The following is a 25,319-nucleotide window of genomic DNA, read 5'->3' as shown; positions in this document are numbered from 1 at the left end:
ACTCTTGGATGACGGAGTTACTTTTCTCGGGTTAGCATGAAGTTTAGTTTTTCACCAATTCTCAGTTCGAAAAAAAAATCGTGAAGATCGTCATTTTTTTCCTGAGTTTTATTTCGCATTGGAGAAAGCGCAGAGCTAGCACGGTTTCTAGCACGGAAAATATTATTTTGATTTTATATCGTTTATTTACAATGGTTTATGGTATACTCTATCAGGCTCATAACCTGAAGGTCGTTGGTTCAAATCCAACCCCCGCAACCATGTGTGGACGGCCCTTTAAATGCAAGGGATATTTTGATCTTTTGTAAGGATAGGAATAGGTACTGTCATGTGTCCGGCCTGTTTATGCGGTTTATTGCCGCTGGCCCTGATGATTTCCGCGGATCCAGTCTCCAATCAATTCAACGCTCATTTATGAGCATGGTTGCGGGCGAGATGCCTGGGTCTTTGGTTTCTTGTCCCTCGTTATCATCACATCAAGTGTCCTTGCAAATGGTTGTAGCTTTCAGTTTGTCTGTTTAAGCTCGAATTTCTCTTGGTGTGTAGGATTCTTTCCGTGTCATAATCGCCCAGGCGATCCTCGCCATTTTATTGGCCAGGGCTACCGTGACCAGACGGGGTGGTTTTTTCTGAAGCAGGGTGATCACCCAATCATCATCGGGTGTTTTCCTCTTGTTCACGACACCCAGCATCGATGTGGCCCCAATAACGAGACGTTGCCGGAGATAACGATCCCCCTGTTTTGTGATCCTGCCAAGCCTGTCTTTGCCACCACTGGAGTTCTGTCGGGGAACAAGCCCGAGCCAAGCCGCCAATTGCCGCCCGGATCTGAATAGAGAAGCGTCGGTAATGGTGGACAGACGTTTGCTTTCGGGGTTCTTTCGGTGGCAGGTGATTATTTCCTTCTCAAGCCGATCAATTCTTGTTTTCAGATCACGTAACTGGCCTATGATCATTCTGAGGGCTGTGCGGGCCGTTTTGGGAATTTGCTGATTTTTATTTTCTTTAATTCTTCGCGCTGAAAAAGTTAAAGTGACAGAGGCCGATCAATGTCTTTATGCCAGCCCGCTAGCCAGTCAACTGACGGTCCTCTTGCGCTTTGGAGCCGTGCGGTTCTTTACGCTAATTCCATTCATAGAGTCTAGTTACCTTGGTTGAATTTCATTCCAAATGGGGGCAGATTGCATTGTATCGCATTTTGGGGAGAGCTTGAGTTTGCACTATCTTCTGGTAAGAAAAAACGCTTCTTTTTCCCTGTCAGATTAAACACCGCCAGTATGCTCTCGCCTTTATACGTTCGAACAAAGGTCAGCGTACCGTCCGGGCTGTCGAGGAATTTGATATCGCCGTGCAACAAAGCCGGGTGGGATTTGCGCCAGCTTAGAAAATTCTTGAAGGCATTCAGCACCGAGTCCGGATCTATTTCCTGCGCTTCGACGCTTACAGCCAGATGATCCGTCGGCACTGGCAGCCAGGGGGCGGCGTCACTGAAGCCCGCGTGTGGGGCGTCAGACGTCCAGGGCATCGGGGTGCGGCAGCCATCGCGGCCCTTGAAGTCGGGCCAGAATTTGATGCCGAAAGGGTCCTGAAGGTCCGCGTGGGCAATATTCGCTTCGGTCAGGCCGAGCTCCTCGCCTTGATAAGTGCAGATCGTGCCCGGTAGGCTGCAGAGCAGGGCGGTCAGCATCTTGGCCATCTCCGGCGACGGATTGTCCCCGCCCCAACGGCTCAAGACCCGTTTGACATCATGGTTACTGATCGCCCAGCAGGGTTGGGCGCCGTTCAGGTGAGCCATCTGTTGCTCCACCGTTTCACGGATATGGCGGGCGGAAAAATCATCCACCAGCAGCTCAAAACTATAGCCCATATGCAGACGTTTATTGTCGGCGGTATAGTCGGCGATGGATTTGAGCGAATCCTCCGTATTGATCTCACCCATGGACATCACGCCGGGATAGCGGTCAAGGAGCGCGCGCAGTTGTTCGAGGAAATCCAGAGTCTCCGGCCGATCATTGTCATAAACATGATACTGGGCGGCGTATGGGTTATCGGGGCTGAAGCCGCGGCCGCGGCGTTCCGCCATGGGTTTGGCGGGATTGTCGCGCAGTTCGGCGTCATGGAAACAGAAGTTGATCGCGTCAAGGCGGAAACCATCGACGCCGCGCCTGAGCCAGAATTCCACTTCCTGCAGGACCTGGGCGCGCAGGGCCGGGCAATGATAATTGAGGTCCGGCTGACTGGTGAGGAAATTATGCAGGTAATATTGTCCACGTCCCGCGTCCCATTGCCAGGCGGAGCCGCCGAAAATCGCCAGCCAGTTATTAGGAGCGTCACCGTCGGCCTTGGCGTCTGCCCAGACATACCAATCGGCTTTGGGATTTTCACGGTCCATGCGGCTTTCCTGGAACCAGGCGTGCTGGTCGGAAGTATGGCTGAGCACCTGATCGATGATGACTTTCACGTCGCGGGCATGGGATTCCCGGATCAACTGATCAAAATCATCCAGCGTGCCGAACAGGGGGTCGATATCGCGATAGTCGGCGATGTCATAGCCGAAATCTTTCATGGGAGATTTGAAGAAGGGAGAAATCCATATGGCATCAACGCCAAGACTTTTAATATAGTCCAGCTGGTTGATTATACCGGGGATATCGCCAATGCCGTCCCCGTTGCTGTCCATCAGACTGCGGGGATAAATCTGGTAAATTACGGCGCCGTTCCACCAATTGATCTTCTTCATAGTATCGTCAACTTTTGCTTTATATGTTCTTTTTCGCCTGTTCCGATGGAATTTATTTTATCAAGATCTCGGCGATACCCTATGTATTCCGACCGGTTAAGGTCGTGTCTGATGGCCAATTTAGGCATCTTGAAACGGTCAGTGCAAGTCATGACATACGTATTCAACGTAGCGGGAGGAGGGGCCCTGAATCTGATTTACCGGAGGGGACAGGCAGGAATTTAATTCATAAGACATTGTAAAATTTACAAATTATTTGTCCTTTCTGGTTATAATATTTATGAGCAACCAGAAAAATTTGGGCAGTGGAATTTCTTTGAATACGTATGGCATAGGTATTCGGTCATGAATACGTATGTAGCGGTTTGCCTTGGTTCGGGATCCATGAATAGGATGCGGTAATCGAAAACCAAATAACAAACCGCAAATATAGGGAATGAACATGAGTGAAGTGATTACCAGTCCAGAACATGCTGCCCACAGAAACACCCGCCGTTACCTCCATGGCACCGTGATTACCGCCGCGATGATGCTGGCCCTGAACCCGACAGCCGTCTCGGCTCAGGATGCAGACGCCGCCGCCGCTGATGAAACCGTGTTGGAAGAAGTTGTTGTCACCGGCATCCGGGGCAGCCTGTTGAGCTCCATCGCCAAGAAGCGCAACAATTCCTCCATTGTTGAGGCCGTGTCCGCCGAAGATATCGGTAAACTGCCGGACGCCAGTATCGCTGAATCCATTGCCCGCCTGCCGGGTCTGGCGGCACAGCGTCTGGATGGTCGCGCCAATGTGATCTCCATTCGTGGTCTGGCACCTGACTTCACCACAACCACCCTAAATGGCCGTGAGCAGGTCTCCGCCAATAATAACCGCGCCGTAGAATTTGATCAGTTTCCCTCTGAACTGATCAATGCTGTTGTGGTACATAAAACCACCGATGCCAAGCTGGTCTCCCAAGCGGTCGGTGGTACGGTTGATTTGCAAACCGTGCGGCCTCTCGCCCATGGCAAGCAAACCATCGTCGTGAACATGCGCGGCGAATATAATGATCTAGGCGCGCTTAATTCCGGCACGACCGCATGGGGTTATCGCGCCAGCGCTTCCTATATCGATCAGTTCGCCGATGACACCATCGGTATCGCCCTTGGCTATGCCCGCATGGTGTCGCCGACCCAGGAAGAACGCTGGAACGCCTGGGGCTATCCGACATTAGGCAACCGCTCTGATGCTGTTTTGGATGATGACGGCGTGGTGATCACACCTGCCGTGCCCTATTATGATGCGGGCGGGAATGCCATTCCAACCGAAACGGAAATCATTGGTGGCGCCAAGCCTTATGTGAAATCCAACGAGCTGACCCGGGATGGTCTGATGGGTGTCCTGGAATTTGAGCCTAATGACAGCTTTAATACCACTGTCGATATGTATTATTCGAAGTTTCATGACGAGCAAATCCTGCGCGGTATTGAAATTCCTCTTAAATGGTCGGGGGCAAGTTTGAGAGATGGCGCTGTCGTTGACAACGGTTTGATCACATCCGGCACCTGGGATAACGTTGAAGGCGTTGTACGCAATGATGTCGTCAATAAAGAAGCGGAAACATTCTCCGCCGGAATAAATTCTCATTACGAAATTGATGATAGCTGGTCTGTCGAAGCCGATCTCAGCTACTCGAAAGTGACCCGCACCGAAAGCAATATGGAAACCTACAGCGGCACGGGGCGTGGGTCAGGTGTTGGTGCGGTTGACACGTTGGGCTTTAGCCAAACCGATGACGGCGCAGCAATCTTCAGTCCCGGCCTCGATTATTCTAATCCAAGTCTTATTCAACTGGGTGGCCCGCTCAGTTGGGGCGGCGGTCTTGTAGGTGCTGGAATTTTTGACACTGACCGAGGTCAGGATGGTTTTATCAACCGTCCAAGCTCCGACGATGAGCTGAAATCCATCCGCCTGAGTGGAACACGTATCATTGAAGACAGCTTTATCGACAGTCTGGAATTTGGCGCACGTTATGCCGATCGCTCAAAGTCGCTTCTGGATGAGGGTGTTTACCTGACACTTAAGGGATTTGTTGCCGATCCGGATAACTTCGGCACTTTGCCCGTTCCCGAAGAGTTCCTGTTGGCCCCCACATCCCTTGCCTTCATTGGAATGGGTAATATGCTCAGTTATGACGCGCAGGCACTTTTCGACTCCGGCGCCTATCAGGAATCACAAGGTTTCGCCGCCCGGGTGAATAGCGCTGGTCAAGTCGTCAGGGAAATCGTCATTGATGGTGACAAATACTGGAACTTCCTGCCGAGCATGAATCTGAGTCTGGAAGTTGCCGATGATCAGAAAGTTCGTCTCGGCGTTGCCCGCGTTCTGGCGCGCCCGCGTATGGATCAGATGAACTCAGGCTTTAGTTTTGGATATAACGATACCCTGAAAGATTCTACGAATATCAATAACTCTCCCTGGAGCGGTGGCGGCGGAAATCCGAAATTGCGCCCCTTCATGACCTGGCAGTTCGACGCGACCTATGAAGCCTACTTCGGCGAAGGTGGTTATGTGGCCATCGCCGGTTTCTATAAAAAGATCGAAAGCTTCCCCTTTGATCAAAGCACGCCGTTCGATTTTGCCAGTATTGTCGATATCTCCGGTATTGAAGACGTGATCTTTACCCAAGGCCTTGTCACCCAACCGCAGAATGTTCATGGTGGCAAGATTTACGGCGTTGAAATATCAGGCTCCCTGCCTTTTGATATCTTGACGGAGAGTCTTGATGGCTTTGGGATGACCTTCAGCGCTTCTTTCACCGACAGTGATGTCAAGGAAACGCCGACCAGCGATTCACTGGATATGCCGGGTCTGTCCAATACCGTGATCAATTCCACGGTTTACTACGAGAAATATGGCTTCCAGGCTCGGGCCAGCATGCGCTATCGCTCCGACTTCCTGGGTGAAGTCTCCGGTCTCAGCCTGGTGCGCGAAAGCAAATTCATCAAGGCGGAAACCATCTTTGATGCGCAGATCTCCTATGACTTAAGTGAAGTTGGGGTCGAAGGCCTCAGCGTTCTGGTGCAGGCCAACAACCTGACCAACCAGAAATTCACCAGCTATCAGGGCGATGACAAACGTCAGGTGCGGGATTTCCAGAATTATGGTCGGACCTTCCTTTTCGGTCTGAACTATAAAATGTAATCCGGGACAGATGACTTGACCTTATGGCCCCTGCCGATACACTTGATCGGCAGGGGCTTTTCATATGGGAGAAGGACCAAGACAAGATGACAGCAGAACCGATACAAAAACTGGTCATTGTGGGCGGCGGCACCGCCGGCTGGATGAGCGCCAGCCTGCTGGTGAAACTGATGGGGGCGGACCTCGATATCACCCTGGTGGAATCTGACGAGATCGGCACCGTCGGGGTGGGCGAAGCGACCATCCCGCCGATCCAGACTTTCAACAACGTGTTGGGACTGGACGAGAATGCCTTCCTGCGTCAGACCCAGGGCACCTTCAAGCTCGGCATCCAGTTTGAAAACTGGGGCGCGCCCGGCGATAAATATATGCATGCCTTTGGCCCCATCGGGCGGGAACTGGGCTTTTCCGCCTTTCATCATTTTTGGTTGCGGCGTGCGAAACAGGGGGCGTCGGACAGTCTGTGGGATTATTCCCTGAATTATCAGGCGGCCAAGGCGGATAAATTCGCCAGGCTTGATCATCTGCCGGGCAGCAGCCTGCCGGGCCTCACCCATGCCTTTCATTTTGACGCGGGCCTCTATGCGCGATACTTGCGGGCGGGCAGTGAGCAGATGGGGGTGAGGCGGGTTGAAGGCCGGATCACGCAGACGCAGCTCAACAGTGAAACGGGCTTCATCGAGGCGGTGATCCTGGAAGACGGGACGCGCCTTGAGGGTGACCTTTTCCTCGACTGTTCGGGCTTTCGCAGTCTGCTGATGGGCGAGGCGTTGCAAGTCGGTTATGAGGACTGGACCCACTGGCTGCCCTGTGACCGGGCGATTGCGGTGCCAGCTGAAAATGGTCCACGTCTGCGCCCCTATACGCAGTCGATCGCCCATCAGGCGGGCTGGCAGTGGCGCATCCCGCTGCAGAACCGGGCGGGCAACGGCCATGTCTATTGCAGCGATCATATCAGCGAGGATGAGGCGACGGCGGTGCTGATGAATAATCTGGAGGGCATGCCGCTGGCCGAGCCGCGCACGCTCCGCTTCACCACCGGTCGCCGAGCCAAATTCTGGCATAAAAACTGTATTGCCGTGGGGCTGTCGAGCGGATTTATGGAACCGCTGGAATCCACCAGCATTCATCTGATCCAGACCGCCGTTGTCCGCCTGGCCCAGATGTTCCCGACCAAGGCTTTTGATGCGGTCAATGAGGGGGAATATAACCGGCAACTGGGCTTTGAATATGAACGCATCCGCGATTTTATCATTCTGCATTATCACACCAATCAGCGGACCGATAGCCCCTTCTGGACCACCTGCCGCGAGATGGCGATCCCGGAAAGCCTGCAGCATAAGATGGATCTCTTCACCGCCACGGGACGGATTTTCCGGGAGAATAACGAGCTGTTTACCGAAGACGGCTGGCTGCAGGTGATGATCGGACAGGGACTGCGGCCCGCAAGCTATCACCCGCTGGCCGATCAGGTGCCGATGGACACGCTGACCGACTTTATGGCCAACCTGCGCGGCCTGCACCAGCGGGCGTTAACTGATTTGCCGTCTCACACGGCCTTTATCGCAGCTCATTGCGCGGCGGGGCAGGTGCGGGAGATATAATCCTGATGGTCGGGCATGGCATAACATACGTATTCACAGCCCCTATCTTTATGAATACGTATGCCGTGGCTTGCTTTTGGGCGTGTACAGTCCCTAGGATAGAAAAAAACGCCCCGCACAACAGGCGTGATCAAATATTAGGAAAATTCAGGGAGACTTTGTATGGGCCGCCATATCGTGAAGATAGCCACAGGTTCGTTTGTATTTATGTTGGGGCTTTGGGCCTTATCGGGTGTTTTGTGGGCGAATGCCTTGAGCGTCAGTTCCCCGGATGAGAAAATCACCGTGCGTTTAAGCCTTGAGGGCGCGCGGCTCAGCTATCAGGTGACGCGCGAGGGTGCGCCGGTTATTGGCCGATCCCGTCTGGGATTGCGCCTCAAAAACGCACCGCATCTGGAGGGGGAATTTATTGTTGCCTCTTCTGTCACAAAAACCGTGGATGAGACCTGGACCCAGCCCTGGGGCGAAGTGAAAGACGTGCGCAATCATTACCGCGAACTGCGGGCTGTATTGCAGGAAGAGGCCGGTCTCAAACGCCAGATGATCGTCACTTTTCGGGTCTATAATGACGGGCTTGGGTTTCGCTACGAACTGCCGGCCCAGGAGAACCTCGGCGCGGTGGAAATTATGGCGGAGCTGACCGAGTTCAATGTCATTGATCCGGCGACGGCCTGGTGGACCCCGGCCCGGGAATGGAACCGCTACGAATATCTCTATGACAAGACGCCCCTCGGTGACGTCAGCCATGCCCATACGCCGCTGACGTTGCGTACGGATAAGGAATTGCATATCAGCATCCATGAGGCAGCGCTGGTGGATTATGCGGCGATGACCTTGAAGCGTGGTCGCGGGCAGGTGATGGTGGCGGACCTTACGCCCCGCTCAGACGGGATCAAGGTCAAGGCGACGGCCCCGTTCCATAGTCCCTGGCGCACGCTGCAGATTTCAGAGGATGCCGGGGGTTTGATCACTTCCAATCTGATCCTTAATCTTAATGAACCCAATAAGCTTGGCGACGTGTCCTGGGTCGAAATCGGTAAGTATGTCGGCATCTGGTGGGAAATGCATCTGGGGGTCGCGACCTGGGAATCAGGGCCTATTCACGGGGCGACCACGGCGCGCACCAAACGCTATATCGACTTTGCTGCAGATCATGGCTTCACCGGTGTGCTGGTGGAAGGCTGGAATATTGGCTGGGATGATGACTGGTATAACAACGGCGATATTTTCCGTTTCACCGAGGCTTACAAAGATTTCGACATTACCGCGCTCAGCGATTATGCGCGCAGCAAGGGCGTGCGGCTGATTGGTCACCACGAGACGTCCGGCGGCATTTCCAACTATGAGGCGCAACTGGGCGCGGCGCTGGATTATTATCAAAAACTGGGGGTGGCGGCGATCAAAACCGGCTATGTGGCGGACGGCGGCGAGACGGTGTACCGCGAGACGGATGGCCGGGTGCGGTATGAATGGCATGACAGTCAGGCCATGGTCAATCACTATCAAAAAGTGGTGGAAGAGGCCGCGAAGCGTCAGATTGCCATCAATACCCATGAGCCGATCAAGGACACGGGTCTGCGCCGCACCTACCCGAACTGGGTGGCGCGGGAAGGGGCGCGGGGCCAGGAATATAACGCCTGGGGCGAGCCGGGAAATAATCCCGAACATACCGCCATCCTACCGTTTACCCGCATGTTGTCCGGGCCGATGGACTTCACCCCGGGGATATTTGATCTGCTGTTCGAGAAGGAAAAACCCGACAACCGCATCCCGACCACGCTGGCCAAGCAGTTGGCGCTCTATGTGGTGCTCTATAGCCCGATCCAGATGGCAGCGGATCTTCCGGAAAATTATGAAGCCCGCATGGCGCCATTCCAGTTCATCAAGGATGTCCCCACGGACTGGGAACTAACCAAAGTATTAAACGGCGAGATCGGCGAATATGTCACCATCGTGCGCAAAGACCGGGCGAGCGCCGACTGGTATCTCGGCAGCCTGACCAATGAGGTGGCGCGCAGCCTCGATATCTCGCTTGATTTTCTCGAGGACGGGGTGACCTATGTGGCGCAAATCTACCGCGATGGCCCGAACGCCGATTGGCAAACAGACCCTTATGATATGGTGATCGAGGAGAAGCGGGTCACGCGCGGCGATAAAATGACCCTCAAGCTCGCCACCAGCGGCGGCCAGGGCATTCGTTTCACACCCGTTGAAAAGTAGGGGGAGAGCCATGTCCTCTGATGTCGCGACACAAAGCCCGCCCGTCTATTTGACCGCATTGACCACAATGCGGGGGGTGGCGGCGCTTTGGGTGGTGTTCTTTCATATGGACGTTATCCTGTTTTACCGCGACTTTGGCCACCTGATGCCGCTCGGCGACAGTGGGTTGGTTGCCAAGGGATATCTCTGGGTGGATTTCTTCTTCCTGCTCAGTGGTTTTATCATCTACCATATTTACGGAGGGCAGTTTTCCCGCAATGTGACCGGGAGGACGCTGGTGAATTTCATCTGGGGGCGTTTTAGCCGGATCTATCCGCTGCATCTTTTTACCCTGGCGGTGCTGATCGGTTTTTCCAGCCTGTTGCCGCTATTTCTGCCGTCGGTGGTCGATGACAGCTGGACACTGTATTTTGACACGGCGGCCCTGCCGAGCAATCTGCTGCTGACCAACGCCATGAACCAGCATAGCTATCTGTCGTGGAATATCGTTTCCTGGTCGATCGGGGCGGAATGGTGGGCCTATATGGGGGGAATGCTGCTGCTTGTGCTGCTGGGGCGTCGGTCACTTGTCGTGACCTCCGGCGTAATGGGGCTGGCGGCGATTTTTCTGGTCGGGCTGGTCTACAGCCGTGCTGAGCCCACGCTGGACATCACCTTTGATCGCGGGTTTTTCCGCTGCCTGTTTGATTTCACCATCGGCGTCGGGCTGTATCAGTTCTACAGACGATCCGTGGCGTTCGCCTGGCTGAAGAAGGACACGGTCTTTCTCGGGCTGTTTCTGGCGGTGGTCGCGCATTTTCACGGGAACTGGCATGATTTATGGATCATTCCCCTGTTCAGCATGATGATTCTGGCGCTGGCTTATAACCGTGATCTGGTGGCGAGATGCCTGGCCTGGACCCCGTTGCATTATTTGGGCAAGATATCCTATTCGGTCTATTTGATGCATGGCGTGTGGTTCATGGTCTTCTGGTTTCTATTACCCCTCTGGGCGAGTGCCCCTTTCTCTCCCCTGGACAGACTGCACTTTGGCAGCGCGTTTCTCGGGCTGACCCTGATGTCCGCCGCCCTGACCTACCCCCTGATCGAGGTGCGCTCCCGTCGCTATCTCAGACAAAAATTCACCTTCCCCCGTTCCTCTCTGGCGAAAGAAAAAATCTAATGAAGACACGACAATTTTTCCAAACTATAGCCGTTGCCCTGATCCTGACCCTGGGTATATTTACAAGTGCCCTTCAGGCAGCGGAGGCGATTAAGCGGGTGGAGCCGCCTTTCTGGTGGGTGGGGTTTGAGGATACTCATCTGCAGGTGATGGTCTATGGGCCGGATATTGCGGCCATGACGCCGTCGATCACGGCCGCCGGCGTAACGCTCGATAAGGTGATCCAGGTGAAAAACGCGAATTATCTGTTTCTCAACCTGACTCTGGCGCCAGAGGCCAAGGCAGGCAAATTCGACATTCTGTTTCAGGGTGAGGGCGGCAAGGGTATCGTCTATTCTTATGAATTGCGCGCCCGAAAAGCGGGGTCCGCGGATCGTCAGGGCTTTACCTCGGCGGACGCCATCTATCTGGTGACCCCGGACCGTTTTGCCAATGGCGACCCGTCCAATGATTCACAGCCCCATATGGCGGATAAACTTAATCGCGCTGACAAGGATGGTCGCCACGGCGGCGATATCCAGGGCATGATTGATCATCTGGATTATATGGCTGACATGGGCTTCACGATGCTCTGGCCGATGCCGTTGCAGGAAAATGACCAGCAGCGGACAAGCTATCACGGTTACTCCATCACAGATTTTTACAATCAGGACGCCCGCTACGGCACCAATGAGGATTTTCTCGCGCTCACGCAGCAGGCTCGCGCCCGGGGCATGGGGGTGATCATGGATATGGTGGCCAACCATATCGGCTCCGGCCATTGGTGGATGCAGGATATGCCGATGGATGACTGGCTGAATTTCTATCAGCAGGACTATGTTCAGAGTTCGCATGTGCATAACACGGTGTATGACCCTTACGCGGCGCAGGAAGACAAAGAAAAATTCTCCGGCGGCTGGTTCGACACGACCATGCCGGATCTCAATCAGAAAAACCCTCTGCTCGCGACCTATCTGATTCAGAATGCCATCTGGTGGGTGGAGTATGCCGACCTCGCCGGGATTCGCATGGATACCTATTCCTATCCCGATATGGATTTCATGGCGGAATGGGCCGGGCGGATCATGCAGGAATATCCCCGCTTCACCATTGTCGGGGAGGAATTTGAGGATAACCGGGCGATGGTGTCTTACTGGCAGCGGGGCAAGGTCAACCGCAACGGCTATCGCTCCGCCTTGCCGAGTTTGATCGATTTCCCCCTGCATGCGGCGCTGGTCAAAGGGCTGACCGAGAAAGACGGCTGGCGGGAGGGCCTGAAACGGCTTTACGGCGTTTTGTCGATGGATCTGGACTATGCCGCGCCGGAAGATCTGGTCATCCTGTCGGACAATCATGATATGTCGCGTCTCTATACCCAATTGGGGGAAGATTTTGATCTCTATAAAATGGCGATGGCCTATACGCTGACCATGCGGGGCATCCCCCAGATTTTTTACGGCACCGAAATCCTGAAAACCAGCCCGGAGGTCAAGGACGATGGGAAAATCCGCAGTGACTTCCCCGGCGGTTGGGCGGGAGACAAGGTGAATGCCTTCACGGGCGAGGGATTGGGCAAAACTGAAAAGGCGGCACAGGATTTTGTCCGTCGCCTGGCCAACTGGCGGAAGACCAAGAAATCCCTGCATGTGGGCAAGCTGATGCATTATGTGCCGCAAGACGGGATTTACGTTTATTTTCGCTACACCGACCAGGAAAAGGTTATGGTGGTGCTGAATAAAAATGGTCAGGCGAAAGACCTGCCCGTCGCGCGGTTCGCAGAAATGTTGGCGGGGACCCGGCGGGGTCATGATGTGATTACCGGGCAGGACTTGGATATCACACAAAAGATCCCACTGGGCGCGCGCTCCGTGACGATTTTGGAGATTGAGTGAGTATGAGTATGAAAAGTAAACCGCAGCTGTCCTTTTGGCAGATCTGGAATATGTGTTTCGGCTTTCTCGGCATCCAGTTCGGCTTCGCGCTGCAGAATAGTAACGTTAGCCGGATCTTCCAGACTCTGGGCGCCGATATTGATGACATTCCTATCCTGTGGGTGGCGGCTCCCCTGACCGGGCTGCTGGTCCAGCCGATCATCGGCTATATGAGCGACAAAACCTGGAACCGCTTGGGGCGGCGACGGCCTTATTTCCTGATCGGCGCGGTGCTGGCGACACTGGCGCTGTTTGTCATGCCCAATTCGCCTTACCTGTGGGTGGCGGCGGGGATGCTGTGGATCATGGACGCCTCGATCAATATCGCCATGGAGCCCTTCCGCGCCTTCGTCGGCGATATGCTGCCCAACCGGCAGCGCACCATGGGCTATGCCATGCAGAGCTTCTTCATCGGGGTCGCCTCGGTGGTGGCCTCGGCCTTGCCCTGGATGCTGACCAACTGGTTCGACTTTAGCAACGTGGCCCCGGAAGGCGGGATCCCGCAAACGGTGATCTACTCCTTTTACCTCGGCGGCGCGGCCTTGTTGGTCGCGGTATTGTGGACGATTTTCACCACCAAGGAATATTCCCCGGAAGAACTCGCGGCCTTCGAGAAGGCGGTACAGGCCGATGAGCCGGACGCGACGCGCACAGCAACCCGCAGTCCAAAGACCTATCGCCAGCAGGGGGCGCTGTGGCTTCTGGCCGGGGCGATCTTCACGGCGGCGATCTATGGGTTAAGCTGGGATGCGCAGCTTTATCTGTTGAGCCTTGGCGGGATGGCCTTCGGCGTGATGCAGATCGTCAGTGGCGGTTTGCAGACCCGGGGCCACACCGACAATGGTTTTTATCAGATTGTTGATGATTTGTTTCATATGCCCCGCGCCATGCAACAATTGGCGGTGGTGCAGTTTTTTTCCTGGTTCGCCCTGTTTTCCCTGTGGATCTACACCACCCCGGCCGTGACCAGTTTTCATTATGGCAGCACAGACCCAACCTCGGCGTTGTATAACGAAGGGGCCGACTGGGTCGGCATCCTGTTTGCCGCCTATAACGGCTTTGCCGCCCTGGCGGCTTTTCTGATCCCGGTGGTGGCGCGCCTGACCAACCGCAAGATCGCCCATATGATCAATCTCAGCCTCGGCGGGGTGGGGCTGATTTCCATGCTGTTCATTGCCGACCCGGCGCTGCTGTGGCTGCCGATGATCGGGGTGGGCATTGCCTGGGCGTCGATCCTGTCCATGCCTTATAGTCTGTTGTCGAGCGCCGTACCGGCCCGCAAGATGGGACTTTATATGGGCATTTTCAATTTCTTCATCGTCATCCCGCAGATCATGGCGGCCAGTGTCCTCGGGCTGCTGGTCAAACAGCTTTTTGGTGGCGCGCCGATTTACGCGCTGGTCCTTGGCGGGGCCTGCATGATCGTCGCCGGGATTGCCACATTGCGGGTTGAAGACCGCGGATAAAACCACCTGATAGGAATAGAGTAAAATGAATTTTTCGAGAAATTTGAGCCTGCTGACCGTGATCGGAGCCTTGAGCGCCTGTGGCGCGGCCAACGAAACCACGCCGGATCAGAAGGTTGCGCCGGGCGCACCGGGGGTGCCTTCTGTCTGGGCCTTTGCGGGCAAGACCGGCATTGGCACGTCCTATGAGGCCTATAGCGGCGCGGGCTATGACGACCAGGGCGTGACAGGCCCCGTGTCAAAAGTCTGGTTTTCCGTCGCCCAAGGCATCCTCACCGAAACCATGTTTGGTATGATCCATGAGGCGCAGATCAAGGACATGCAGTTCCTGATCAAGGGGGAGGGTTTTCTCGATACGGAAAAAGATGACACCATCAGCACGATTGATTACCTCTATAAGAATGATGCGGGGCGGCCCCTGTCGCTGGCCTACCGGATCGTCAACCGCGACCGGGAGGGCAAATATGAGATTGAGAAGCATATCTTCACCGATCCCGACGGCCAGACGCTCTATATGAAGGTGATCTTCCGGGCGCTGGCGGGGGAGATGACCCCCTATCTCAGCCTCAATCCCCATATGGCCAATACCGGCAGCGGTGATCAGGCGCAGGCGAACCTCGACGGGCTCACGGCTTGGGAAGGCGACCGCCATCTGACCGTGAAATCCAGCCGCAGCTTTGTCAAAGCTTCCGCCGGGTTCGTCGGCCGCTCCGACGGCGTGGCGGACCTGGGCGACAATGGGGTCATGGATTGGCAATATGTCACCACTGGCGATGCGCCGGGCAATGTGGCGCTGACGGCGGAGCTGGATAAAGTCACAAGCGGAGAGGTGACGTATGATTTCACCCTTGGTTTTGGCGTGACGGCTGCCGCCAGCGAATCCGCCGCAACTGAGACACTGGCCAAGGGCTATGATGCGGTTCTCGCCGCCTATAACGGGATCGGGGAGGCCGTCGGCTGGGAAGATTACCTCAAGAGCCTCAGTGACCTGCCACAGATGGTTGGGGCGACCACGGACGGCGGAAAATTACTCTATACCAGCGCCCTGGTGCTGAAAGCCCAGGAAGATAAAACCCACGCGGGGGCCTTGATTGCCTCTCTGTCGAACCCCTGGGGTGAAACCGCCTCGGCGGAAGCGGCGGCGACCGGCTATAAGGCGGTCTGGCCGCGGGATTTCTATCAATGCGCCATGGCCTTTCTGGCGCTCGGCGATCGGGAAACACCGCTCCGGGCGTTTAATTATCTCGAAAAAGTGCAGGTGAGTGACAAGACATCTGGCAACAAGGGGGCGACCGGTTGGTTCCTGCAGAAAACCCATGTGAATGGCGATCTGGAATGGGTCGGTGTGCAGCTCGATCAGACGGCGATGCCGATCATGCTGGGCTGGAAACTGCATCAGGCGGGTATTTTGTCCGACGAAAAATTGCGCCACTGGTATCAGGCGATGCTGAAACCGGCGGCGGATTTTCTGGTGAAGGGCGGCGAGGTTCAGGTGGGCTGGAACAAACAACTGATCACCCCGCCGAAAACACAGCAGGAACGCTGGGAAGAGCAGACGGGCTACAGCCCTTCGACCACTGCGGCGGTGATTGCCGGACTGGTGACGGCGGCGGATATCGCCCGGCTGGCCGGGGATGAGGCTGGGGCTGTGACGTACCTCGCGGCGGCGGATGACTATGAAGCCAAGATCGAAGCCCGCATGTTCACCACCAAGGGCACACAGGAGACAGGGGCGGGCAATGGCCGATATTATCTGCGCATCACCGCCAATGAAGATCCTAATGATGATGGCGTTGTATCGCCCAACAATGGTCGCTCGGCGATGGCGGAGCAGGATATCCTCGACGGCGGCTTTCTTGAGCTCGTGCGCTACGGCGTGCGTCCGGCGGATCATGCAGCGATCCTGGATACGCTGCCGGAACTGGATGATCAGACCCGTGATGACGCCCTGCGGGTCAAATATGACTTCAGCTTCGAAGGTGTGGAGGGGACGTTCCCCGGCTGGCGGCGCTACGGCAATGACGGTTACGGCGAGGACGCCAGCGATGGCAGAAACTACGGCAAAATGAGTCCTGGTCAGCGGGGCCGGGTCTGGCCCTTCTTCACCGGCGAGCGCGGTCATTATGAACTGGCCCGGGCCGGGCGGGACAAGGTCACAGACGAAGAAATAGCCACCCTGAAGAATACCTACGTGCGCGGCATGGAGCTGTTCGCCAATGACGGCATGATGCTGCCGGAACAGGTATGGGACGGGGTCGGGGTGAACAGCCCGGCGGGCTATGTCAAAGGCGAAGGCACCAATTCAGCGACGCCGCTCGCCTGGACGCATGCGGAATATGTCAAGCTGGTGCGCTCCTTAAGTGACCGCAAGGTCTGGGATCATTACAGTGTCGTCGGCGCGCGCTACGGGAAATAAGCTAGGACGCGCCGGAGGAGGCGCGGACGATCAGCTTGGCGGGCATCAGGGTCGAGGCGACCTCCTCGCCTTCGATCAGGCGCAACAGGTTATCGACCAGAAGCTCGCCCGCGAGGGTGGTGTCCTGCTGGATGGTGGTCAGGGGCGGGTTGGAATAGGCGGCGGCGGGAATATTATCGAAGCCGACCACCGCCACATCGGCGGGCACCTTCAGGCCATGTTCCTTCAATGCCTTGATGGCGCCGATGACGATCAGGTCGCTGGCGCCGAATATAGCGTCGAATTGCAGCTTGCTTTTGAGCAGCTCTATGGTCGCCTGATAACCCATTTCTTCCGAGGTGTCGGCGTCAATCTGCAATTTCGGATTGACCATCAGTTTGGCGTCAAGCAGGGCCTTGACATAGCCCTGATAGCGCTGGTTGAATTCCGGGCGATGTTCCGACGCAATGCCGAGGAAGGCGATCTTCTTATGGCCGAGTTCAATCAGATGGCGGGTCGCCAGATGAGCGCTGTTGAGATTGTCGCAGCCGATGAAATGACCAGGCTGATCGGGCAGCACCGGCCCCCAGGTGATGAAATGCGCCCCCATCCTGTCGAGGTGAGCGATCTTCTCCACATAGGTGATATAGTCACCATAGCCGAGGAAAATAATCCCGTCGGCGCGATGAGCCGTCTCGTAATCCGCATTCCAGTCGTCGCTTTGCTGCTGAAAGGAAATCAGCAGGTCATAGCCGCGCTGCGCCGAGACCCGGGTGATGCTGCCGAGCATGCTGAGAAAGAAGGGATTGATCAGGCTGTTGTCGCTGCCGGGGTCCTCGCAGAACAGCAGCGCCAGGGTATTGGTTTTCTTCGAGCGCAGATTGCGGGCGTTAATATCGACCTGGTAATTGAGTTTTTTGGCGATGGCCTGAATCTTCTCCCGCGTTTCCAGGCTGACCAGCGGGCTGTTGCGCAGGGCGCGCGACACGGTGGGCTGAGACACGCCCGCCAGATGCGCGATATCAAAAGATGTCGGCTTATCGTCTTTCATTGGTCACTACCCTATAGTCGCAGCCCGGTTTCCGGTTAATGCGACCTCCTCTACCCATATCCCCTATATTACATACGTATGCATAAAATTAGCAAGTATGCATACGTATGTTACTTTATATTATGTTTTTATTATATAACTAAGATTCCCCTCCAATCGGACGGGCCCACCTGTACTTGCCTTTTCAACGGCGACACATATCTGTGGCGTTACCGGGACGGATTGTGTCGTCTCGCGCATTGGCCTTAGCTGCCGGTCATCAGCTGTTTGATCTCTGGTCGGCAGGACCCGCAATTGCTGCCGGCTTTAAGCAAATGGCTAATGTCGTTGACGGTGAGGGCCCTTTTCTCACGACGGGCGGTGAGAATTTCTTTTTTACTCACCCCGAAACAGGCGCAGATGATCGGGCCGGGTGCCGCCTGCGGGTCAAGGGGCTGACCGGATAACAGCGTCGCGACAAGTTTTTCCTCCAACTTATCCAAACTAAATAGAGACTGTAGCCAATTGCGGTCTGGCAGAGTTCCCTTGTGGGCGGTGAATAGGCATAGCGCTAACTGATCCTTGCGGATCAGGGCCAGCCGCTTTTGGCCGGACAAGGGGTTGGAGAAATTCAATGTATCGGGGTCTTGGTGAAGGTCGAGATAGGGCCGCAGAAAATCACTGCCCGCCAGTCTGCCCTGGCCGGCCAGTTCGAGGGCGTGACAGGAGTCCTGACGACTATAGCTCCAATAATCGACGCCTTCCGGCATGATCTTGTGGCGGGTGAGCAAAAAAGCATGCCAGTCGGGGTTCCATTTTTCCACTTTGACCGGCGTGTGTTTTAATTCCGGTTGACCGGAGAGGGGGTCGGTGGCGGGATTGACCAGGCACCCCGTAACAGCGCGCGCCGCATGGCTGTCTGTCCAGTGAATGGGCAGGAAGACCTGACCCGGTGTCTGGTCTGGCGTGATTTGAACCCGCACCAGAAGGGTCCCCCAACGACTGCTGACCTTGGCGAAACCATTTGCCCCAAGATCATAAAGTTCTGCGTCTAAGGGATGCAGGGCGAGGGCGGGCTCGTCCTGATGGGCGTTGAGACGGGAAGCTTTGCCGGTGCGGGTCATGGTGTGCCATTGATCGCGCAGGCGACCGCTGTTGAGGATAAGGGGATAGGCTTTGTCTGGTGTGTGAACCGGAGGCCGACAAGACACCGCGATCAGGCGCGCGCGCTGGTCATCCGTGAAAAAATATCCATCATCGAACAATCGCTTTCTGCCCGTGGGGTGTGCTGGGCTGACCGGCCATTGAACCGGGGCGAGCGCGTCATAGGAGTCTGTATCCATATCCTTTAATCCCGACAGGTCAAAGTCACGGCGACCGTCATTCTCCAAAGCGCTGAGGGCGGCGTGTTCGCGGAAGATATCTGCGGGTGTTTCATAGGGAAAGGCTTCGGCAAAGCCCATGCGACGGGCGACCTGGCTGATGATCCACCAGTCGGGGCGCGCGTCTCCCGGCGCGGGCAGGAAAGCGCGTTGGCGCGAAATGCGGCGTTCACTATTGGTCACCGTGCCGTCCTTTTCACCCCAGGCCCGGGCCGGAAAAGCGATATGGGCATATTTCAGCGTGTCGGTATTTTCCATGACGTCGGAGACAATCACCAGATCGCATTTTTCAAGCGCATCGCGGACGAATGTGGCGTCGGGCAGGCTGGCCGCCGGATTGGTGCCCATAATCCAGATGGCGCGTATTTTACCTTCGTGGACGGCGCGGAACATATCAATGGCTTTGAGGCCCGGGGCGGATGCTACGGTTTTCGTGTCCCAGAAACGACTCAGGCGGTCGCGAGAAACATCATCAAATTCCATATGGGCCGCCAGAGTATTGGCCAGTCCTCCCACTTCGCGTCCCCCCATGGCGTTGGGTTGTCCGGTGATGGAGAAGGGACCCATACCGGGTCTGCCGATCCGACCGGTATAGAGGTGACAATTGAGAATGGCATTGACTTTGTCGGTGCCCTGAGACGACTGGTTCACCCCTTGGGAATAGACAGTGAGGGTCTTTTCCGTGGTGGCGAACAGGTCGAAGAATGCTGTGATGTCTTTGAGCGAGAGGCCGCAGGCCTGAGCGAGATGGGCGATGTCCGGCGCATCGGCGCGGGCACTTGCCAGTGCATCCGCCATGCCGTGGGTATGCCGGGCGACAAAATTGCTATCCTGACAATCTTGTGCCGCCAGATGAGCGAGCAAGCCGTTAAATAATCGCACGTCCGTGCCGGGTTTTAACGCCAGATGCAGGTCGGCACTGTCGCAGCTCGCCGTGCGGCGGGGGTCGATCACCACCAGTTTGGCGCCGCGGGTTTCCCGAGCATGCCGCAGGCGTTGAAAGAGGATCGGGTGGCACCAGGCGGCGTTCGAGCCGACAAGAACCACCAGATCCGCCTGATCCCAGTCTTCATAATTGCCCGGCACGGTGTCGCTGCCGAAGGCGCGCTTGTGGCCGGCGACGCTGGACGACATGCACAGGCGGCTATTGGTGTCAATATTACCGGAACCGATGAAACCCTTCATCAGTTTATTGGCTACATAATAATCTTCGGTCAGCAACTGGCCGGAGACATAAAAGCCGATGGCGTCGGGACCATGTTCTTCTCGGACGGCGCTCAGGCCATCGGCGGCGGCCTGAAGCGCCGCCGACCATCCCACTTTCTGACAGCTGACTTCGGGAAGCAGCAGGCGATCTTCGAGATCCAAAGTTTCCGCCAATGCGCCGCCTTTTGAGCAGAGTTTGCCGAAATTCGCCGGGTGTTCGGGATCGCCCGCGATCTGAATTTTGCCTTCCTTTGTGCGGGTGGCCAGAACGCCACAGCCGACGCCGCAATAGGGGCAGGTGGTTTTTACCGGGTTAGCCATGGGCGCCGGCGGCCTTCATTTCCGAGGGAAGGTCAAGGTAAATGATGCCGTCTTTGATATCAACAGCGATGACATGGCTGCAGCCGCTGTCGGGCCCGAGTGCTTCGCCGTCTTCCAGTGAAATATCCCAGTTATGCAACGGACAGGAGACGCTCCTGCCGTGGACAATGCCCTGGGACAAGGGGCCGCCTTTATGAGGGCATTTATCTTCCAGGGCGAATAATTCTCCGGTGGCGGTTTTGAAGATCGCGATGTCCGTGCCGCCGGTTTTGATCACCCGCGACCCCAGATAGGGGATATCCTCACTCAGGCCGACTTCGATCCAATTTGGTTTCATCTTGTTATCCTACGTCTGCAAGGGGTTTGAATTCATGGGCGTGAACATTATGTTTGGCGCGCTCGGCCCAGGGGTCCTGCTGATTGCCCTGCTGCGAGATATGGAAGCGTTTGGCAAGATTTGCGCGGTTTTCCGCATCCTCGACGATGCGCTGTTTGATGCTGTCGAGGCCGACCCGTTCCACCCAGGGGGCGGTGCGTTCGAGATAATGGCCTTCCTCACGATAGAGCTGCATGAAGGCGGCGCAATATTCCTTGACCTCTGCGTCAGTGGTCACCTTGCACAACAGATCACAGGCCCGCACATGCATGCCGCCATTGCCGCCGACATGAAGTTCCCAGCCGCTGTCGACCGCCACAACGCCAAAGTCCTTGATCGTCGCCTCGGCGCAGTTGCGCGGGCAGCCGCTCACAGCCATTTTAAATTTATGAGGCGTCCAGCTGCCCCAGGCCATGCGTTCAAGATCAACCCCCATGCCCATGGACATCTGGGTGCCGAAGCGGCACCACTCCTGTCCGACACAGGTCTTCACCGTGCGCAGGGATTTGCCGTAGGCGTGACCGGATACCATGCCGGCGGCATTCAGATCGGCCCAGACGCCGGGCAGGTCCTCTTTTTTGACGCCGAGAAGGTCGATGCGCTGCCCACCGGTGACCTTGACCGTGGGGATGTTGAATTTATCGGTAACGTCGGCGATGGCGCGCAGTTCGTTCGGGGTGGTCAGGCCGCCCCACATACGCGGCACCACGCTGTAGGTGCCGTCTTTTTGAATATTGGCGTGCACGCGCTCATTGATATAACGGGATTGATAATCATCCTGATATTCGCCGGGCCAGGCGGCGATGAGGTAATAGTTCAGCGCCGGGCGACATTTGGAGCAGCCGTTGGGGGTTTTCCATTGCAGCATCTGCATGACCGCCGGAATTTCTTTCAGCTGGTGATGCAGGATCAGATGGCGCACGTCATCATGGGTATGATCCGTGCAGCCGCACATGGGGGTGGCGGTCGGGGCCTGATAGCTGTCGCCGAGGGTCAGGGCCATTACCTGTTCCACCAAATGGGTGCAGGAGCCGCAGCTGGCCGAGGCCTTGGTGTGGGCCCGCACTTCGTCGAGGCTGGTGAGGCCCTTGGTGAGGATGGCGGATGTTATCGCGCCTTTGCATACGCCGTTACAGCCGCAAATTTCCGCCTTATCCGGCAATGCTGTAACGGCGGCCATGGGGTCCGCGGCGTTGTCTCCCATGGCGAGGGCCTGGCCGAAGATCATATAGTCGCGAATGTCGGCGATCTTGTCTTTGTCTTTCATCAGTTGGAAATACCAGGGGCCATCGGCGGCGTCGCCATATAGCACGGCGCCGACAATGCGGTCGTCCTTGATCACCAAACGTTTGTAGACCCCACGGCGCGCGTCCCGAAAGACGATATCCTCGCAATCCGGCCCGCCATTGAAATCCCCGGCGGAAAAAAGCTCAACGCCCGTGACTTTCAGTTTGGTGCTGGTGACAGAGCCTTTGTAGCGACTGCCATGACCCACCATATAACCGGCCATGGCGCGGCCCATTTCATAGAGCGGTGACACCAGTCCGTAGGTTAGCCCGTTATGCTCCACACATTCACCGACCGCGAAAATATCGGGATCACTGGTCTGGAGATGATCATTGACCACAACACCGCGATTGCACTCAAGGCCGGCGGCACGGGCTAGCGTCATATTGGGTCGAATGCCAACCGCCATGACCACCAGATCCGCTGGAATTTCAGTACCGTCTTTGAGCTGCACGCTTTCGACCCGGTCCTTGCCGACAAGAGCCCCCGTATTGGCACCGGTCAGAATGGTGATGTCACGACTTTCCAGTTCAGACTTCAGCAAGAATCCCGCCGCCTCGTCGAGCTGGCGTTCCATCAGGGTGTCGGCGAGGTGAATGACAGTGACCTTCATGCCATTTTTCTTGAGCCCGTAGGCGGCTTCCAGTCCCAGCAAGCCGCCGCCAATCACCACGGCATTTTGATAGGTCTCAGAGGCGTCGATCATGGTCGTGACGTCGCTCATGTCACGGAATGTGGTCACACCTTTCAGGTCTTTGCCGGGTATCGGAATAATGAAGGGATCGGATCCGGTGGCAAGCCACAGAATATCATAAGGAGTAATTCTGTCCTGATCACTGATGATGGTTTTGTTGGACCGGTTGATGGCGACAATTTTCTCGTGCGCGCGCAGGCAAATGTTATTGTCTTCATACCAGGCCAAATCATTGATGATGATATCCTCAAAAGCCTGTTCCCGGGCGAGAACAGGCGAGAGCATGATCCGGTTGTAGTTCACATGTGGTTCGGCGCCAAAGACGGTGACATCATAGTTATTTGGCGCCAGATCCAGCAATTCTTCCAAGGCCCTCATGCCGGCCATGCCGTTGCCGATTACGACAAGCTTTTTCTTCATCTCGATCCCTTTGACTGTTGAAGATAGGGTTTCTACTCTCCTTCCTAGAAGCAAATCCTGTGCCAGTTTTTATTTCCCTGCATTTTATCTCTAAATAAGGGCGGTTTAGGGGGCGAGACAGCCTGTTTTCTGCGGTTATTGTGCAGGTGCTCATAAGTATGCCTAAAAAATAACCATTATATAGTTTTGGTTAAAATATAGACAAATTAGCAAAGAGAGGTAAAAAAAAGGGCAGAAAGAAAAGCGTTTCAATGGGGGGCGCTTTTATCTTCTTCAGGTGCGTGTCTGTTGCTGAGAGAGAGGAATACTATTGATTGGCCACACTATTTAAGAAATTTTGTTGCACTGCAATATGTGTGGCACGTTATTTGCTTTGATGTGTATCAGGGAAGCGGGACCCGCTTGAAATGGGGGCCTGTTGAAGCGCTATCAAAGGATTAAGAACTATGTCTGCACCATCCTCATATGAAATGAATTTATTCTCTTTTAAGGGCAAGACCAGGATCCTGCATCTTTCCTGGATCGCGTTTTTTATCAGCTTTGTGGTCTGGTTCAACCATGCCCCGCTGATGGCGATGATCCGGGAAGACCTGGGGCTCACCAAGCAACAGGTTACGGCGATACTTATATTGAATGTCGCGCTGACCATTCCGGCGCGGGTGATTATCGGGATGTTTGTTGATAAATTCGGACCACGGGTTGTCTATTCGGCCCTGCTGTTTATCTCAAGCTTTCTTTGTTTCTTTTTTGCATTGGCGGACAGTTTTGAAACCATGGCGCTGGCGCGGTTTCTGATGGGCTTTGTCGGGGCGGGGTTTGTGATTGGCATTCGCCTGATCAGTGAATGGTATCCGGCGAAGACGGTTGGCCTTGCCGAAGGCATCTATGGCGGATGGGGTAATTTCGGCTCAGCAGCGGCCGCCCTCACGCTGCCGACGGTGGCCTATTTGTTCGGCGGGGATGATGGCTGGCGCTATGCGATCGGCTCAACGGGGTTATTGGCTCTGGTCTATTCGTTTGTTTTTTATATCAATGCCCGTGACACGCCGCAGGGCGCGACCTATTTCAAACCCAATAAAGCCGGCGCGATGGAAATCAGCAGTAAACAGGACATGTTGTTGTATGTCATCATGAAAGCGCCAATGTTTCTGACGCTGGCCCTGTTGGCCTGGAAGCTTGGACCGCAAAATTTGAAAATTCTCGCGCCCGCGACAGTGCTGGCGATTTATATCGGCCTGTTTGCTGTGTTTCTTTATCAGGTTTATCATATTTTCAAGGTCAATGAAGGCCATTTGAAACAGGGGATGGATCCCCTGCAGCAGTATAAGTTCAAGCAGGTCGCCATTCTTAATCTGGCCTATCTGGTCACCTTCGGATCAGAACTGGCTGTTGTGTCCATGTTGCCGCTTTTCTTTATGGATACCTTCGGCCTGACCCCATTGATGGCGGGAATGGTGGCGTCGAGTTTTGCCTTTATGAATTTGCTGGCGCGCCCCAGCGGCGGGTATTTCAGCGATAAGTTTGGCCGCAAGACGTCGTTGATGGTGCTGTTGGTGGGATTGGCGGTGGGGTATCTGGTGATGTCACAGATCACGGCCGACTGGGCGGTGCCTGTGGCGGTTCTGGCCTGCATGTGCTGTTCTTTCTTTGTGCAGGCCGGGGAAGGCGCAGTCTTCGCCACGGTGCCCCTGATCAAACGTCGTATGACGGGTCAGATCGCCGGGATGGTTGGCGCCTACGGCAATATCGGTGCGGTGTGTTTTCTCACGGTATTCTCCTTCGTTGCGCCACAGATTTTCTTTATGGTGATTGGCGGCAGTGCTGTTATTGTCTTTCTGCTGGTGGCGGTTTTCATGGAGGAGCCTGCCGGCGAAATTGCCGAAATCCTGCCTGACGGGACGATAGAGATGATCAAGGTCGGTTAG

Annotated in this window: 14 protein-coding genes; 8 read left to right on the top strand and 6 right to left on the bottom strand. The window is 55.6% G+C overall.

What is annotated here, in order from left to right; genetic code table 11:
• Window positions 1-518: 518 nt before the first annotated feature.
• Both FIV45_RS18970 and FIV45_RS12010 read right to left on the bottom strand, forming a co-directional pair.
• The gene (locus FIV45_RS18970; RefSeq protein WP_099472007.1) at window positions 519-956 is read right to left on the bottom strand and encodes a transposase; all 438 of its coding nucleotides are present in this window, start codon (window positions 954-956) and stop codon (window positions 519-521) included.
• Window positions 957-1,141: 185 nt separating this feature from the next.
• Entirely contained in the window at window positions 1,142-2,740 is a 1,599-nt protein-coding gene (locus tag FIV45_RS12010; protein WP_099472008.1) for an alpha-glucosidase, read from the bottom strand.
• 526 nt (window positions 2,741-3,266) lie between these two features.
• On the opposite strand from FIV45_RS12010, the gene FIV45_RS12005 reads away from it, so the two are divergent.
• From FIV45_RS12005 to FIV45_RS11975, 7 genes are all read left to right on the top strand, one after another.
• Complete coding sequence (locus tag FIV45_RS12005) at window positions 3,267-5,921, top strand: TonB-dependent receptor domain-containing protein (protein WP_412973720.1); 2,655 nt, start codon at window positions 3,267-3,269, stop codon at window positions 5,919-5,921.
• An 86-nt stretch (window positions 5,922-6,007) separates the two neighbouring features.
• Window positions 6,008-7,525, top strand: coding sequence for a tryptophan halogenase family protein (locus tag FIV45_RS12000; RefSeq protein ID WP_099472303.1), 1,518 nt, complete (start codon window positions 6,008-6,010; stop codon window positions 7,523-7,525).
• Window positions 7,526-7,687: 162 nt separating this feature from the next.
• Window positions 7,688-9,745, top strand: a complete 2,058-nt coding sequence (locus FIV45_RS11995) for a glycoside hydrolase family 97 protein (RefSeq protein ID WP_099472010.1) — start codon at window positions 7,688-7,690, stop codon at window positions 9,743-9,745.
• Window positions 9,746-9,755: 10 nt separating this feature from the next.
• A complete protein-coding gene (locus tag FIV45_RS11990; protein WP_099472011.1) occupies window positions 9,756-10,907 on the top strand; it encodes an acyltransferase family protein in 1,152 nt (383 codons plus the stop codon).
• Window positions 10,907-12,778: a glycoside hydrolase family 13 protein gene (locus FIV45_RS11985; RefSeq protein WP_099472012.1), complete on the top strand. Its 1,872-nt coding sequence runs from the start codon at window positions 10,907-10,909 to the stop codon at window positions 12,776-12,778. Before FIV45_RS11990 ends, FIV45_RS11985 begins: the two co-directional genes overlap by 1 nt.
• 2 nt (window positions 12,779-12,780) lie before the next feature.
• On the top strand, window positions 12,781-14,283 hold the full coding sequence (locus FIV45_RS11980; RefSeq protein WP_412973719.1) for an MFS transporter: 1,503 nt from the start codon (window positions 12,781-12,783) through the stop codon (window positions 14,281-14,283).
• Between the two features lie 25 nt (window positions 14,284-14,308).
• Window positions 14,309-16,699, top strand: coding sequence for a glucan 1,4-alpha-glucosidase (locus tag FIV45_RS11975; protein ID WP_099472013.1), 2,391 nt, complete (start codon window positions 14,309-14,311; stop codon window positions 16,697-16,699).
• Window position 16,700: 1 nt separating this feature from the next.
• Here the strand turns inward: FIV45_RS11975 and FIV45_RS11970 are convergent, their stop codons facing one another.
• From FIV45_RS11970 to nirB, 4 genes are all read right to left on the bottom strand, one after another.
• A complete protein-coding gene (locus tag FIV45_RS11970) occupies window positions 16,701-17,729 on the bottom strand; it encodes a LacI family DNA-binding transcriptional regulator (RefSeq protein WP_099472014.1) in 1,029 nt (342 codons plus the stop codon).
• 245 nt (window positions 17,730-17,974) lie between these two features.
• Window positions 17,975-20,617 (bottom strand): nitrate reductase, encoded by a 2,643-nt coding sequence (locus tag FIV45_RS11965; RefSeq protein ID WP_099472015.1) that lies wholly within the window; start codon window positions 20,615-20,617, stop codon window positions 17,975-17,977.
• Window positions 20,610-20,954 carry a nitrite reductase small subunit NirD gene (gene nirD / locus FIV45_RS11960; RefSeq protein ID WP_099472016.1) on the bottom strand — a complete coding sequence of 115 codons (345 nt, stop codon included), beginning with the start codon at window positions 20,952-20,954 and terminating at the stop codon, window positions 20,610-20,612. The genes FIV45_RS11965 and nirD overlap by 8 nt, the downstream gene beginning before the upstream one ends.
• 4 nt (window positions 20,955-20,958) lie before the next feature.
• Window positions 20,959-23,394: a nitrite reductase large subunit NirB gene (gene nirB / locus FIV45_RS11955; protein WP_099472017.1), complete on the bottom strand. Its 2,436-nt coding sequence runs from the start codon at window positions 23,392-23,394 to the stop codon at window positions 20,959-20,961.
• A gap of 446 nt (window positions 23,395-23,840) precedes the next feature.
• Between nirB and FIV45_RS11950 the strand changes: the two genes are divergently transcribed.
• Complete coding sequence (locus FIV45_RS11950) at window positions 23,841-25,319, top strand: NarK family nitrate/nitrite MFS transporter (RefSeq protein ID WP_099472018.1); 1,479 nt, start codon at window positions 23,841-23,843, stop codon at window positions 25,317-25,319.

Source organism: Paremcibacter congregatus (assembly GCF_006385135.1).
In the GTDB taxonomy this organism is placed as follows: Bacteria; Pseudomonadota; Alphaproteobacteria; order Sphingomonadales; family Emcibacteraceae; genus Paremcibacter; species Paremcibacter congregatus.
This window is presented reverse-complemented; position numbering and strand designations above follow the sequence as displayed.

What these genes read in the sequence shown, in the direction of transcription:
- FIV45_RS18970 (WP_099472007.1), bottom strand. Translation starts at nt 956, where the DNA reads ATGATCATAGGCCAGTTACGTGATCTGAAAACAAGAATTGATCGGCTT.
- FIV45_RS12010 (WP_099472008.1), bottom strand. Translation starts at nt 2,740, where the DNA reads ATGAAGAAGATCAATTGGTGGAACGGCGCCGTAATTTACCAGATTTAT.
- FIV45_RS12005 (WP_412973720.1), top strand. Translation starts at nt 3,267, where the DNA reads ATGATGCTGGCCCTGAACCCGACAGCCGTCTCGGCTCAGGATGCAGAC.
- FIV45_RS12000 (WP_099472303.1), top strand. Translation starts at nt 6,008, where the DNA reads ATGACAGCAGAACCGATACAAAAACTGGTCATTGTGGGCGGCGGCACC.
- FIV45_RS11995 (WP_099472010.1), top strand. Translation starts at nt 7,688, where the DNA reads ATGGGCCGCCATATCGTGAAGATAGCCACAGGTTCGTTTGTATTTATG.
- FIV45_RS11990 (WP_099472011.1), top strand. Translation starts at nt 9,756, where the DNA reads ATGTCCTCTGATGTCGCGACACAAAGCCCGCCCGTCTATTTGACCGCA.
- FIV45_RS11985 (WP_099472012.1), top strand. Translation starts at nt 10,907, where the DNA reads ATGAAGACACGACAATTTTTCCAAACTATAGCCGTTGCCCTGATCCTG.
- FIV45_RS11980 (WP_412973719.1), top strand. Translation starts at nt 12,781, where the DNA reads ATGAGTATGAAAAGTAAACCGCAGCTGTCCTTTTGGCAGATCTGGAAT.
- FIV45_RS11975 (WP_099472013.1), top strand. Translation starts at nt 14,309, where the DNA reads ATGAATTTTTCGAGAAATTTGAGCCTGCTGACCGTGATCGGAGCCTTG.
- FIV45_RS11970 (WP_099472014.1), bottom strand. Translation starts at nt 17,729, where the DNA reads ATGAAAGACGATAAGCCGACATCTTTTGATATCGCGCATCTGGCGGGC.
- FIV45_RS11965 (WP_099472015.1), bottom strand. Translation starts at nt 20,617, where the DNA reads ATGGCTAACCCGGTAAAAACCACCTGCCCCTATTGCGGCGTCGGCTGT.
- nirD (WP_099472016.1), bottom strand. Translation starts at nt 20,954, where the DNA reads ATGAAACCAAATTGGATCGAAGTCGGCCTGAGTGAGGATATCCCCTAT.
- nirB (WP_099472017.1), bottom strand. Translation starts at nt 23,394, where the DNA reads ATGAAGAAAAAGCTTGTCGTAATCGGCAACGGCATGGCCGGCATGAGG.
- FIV45_RS11950 (WP_099472018.1), top strand. Translation starts at nt 23,841, where the DNA reads ATGTCTGCACCATCCTCATATGAAATGAATTTATTCTCTTTTAAGGGC.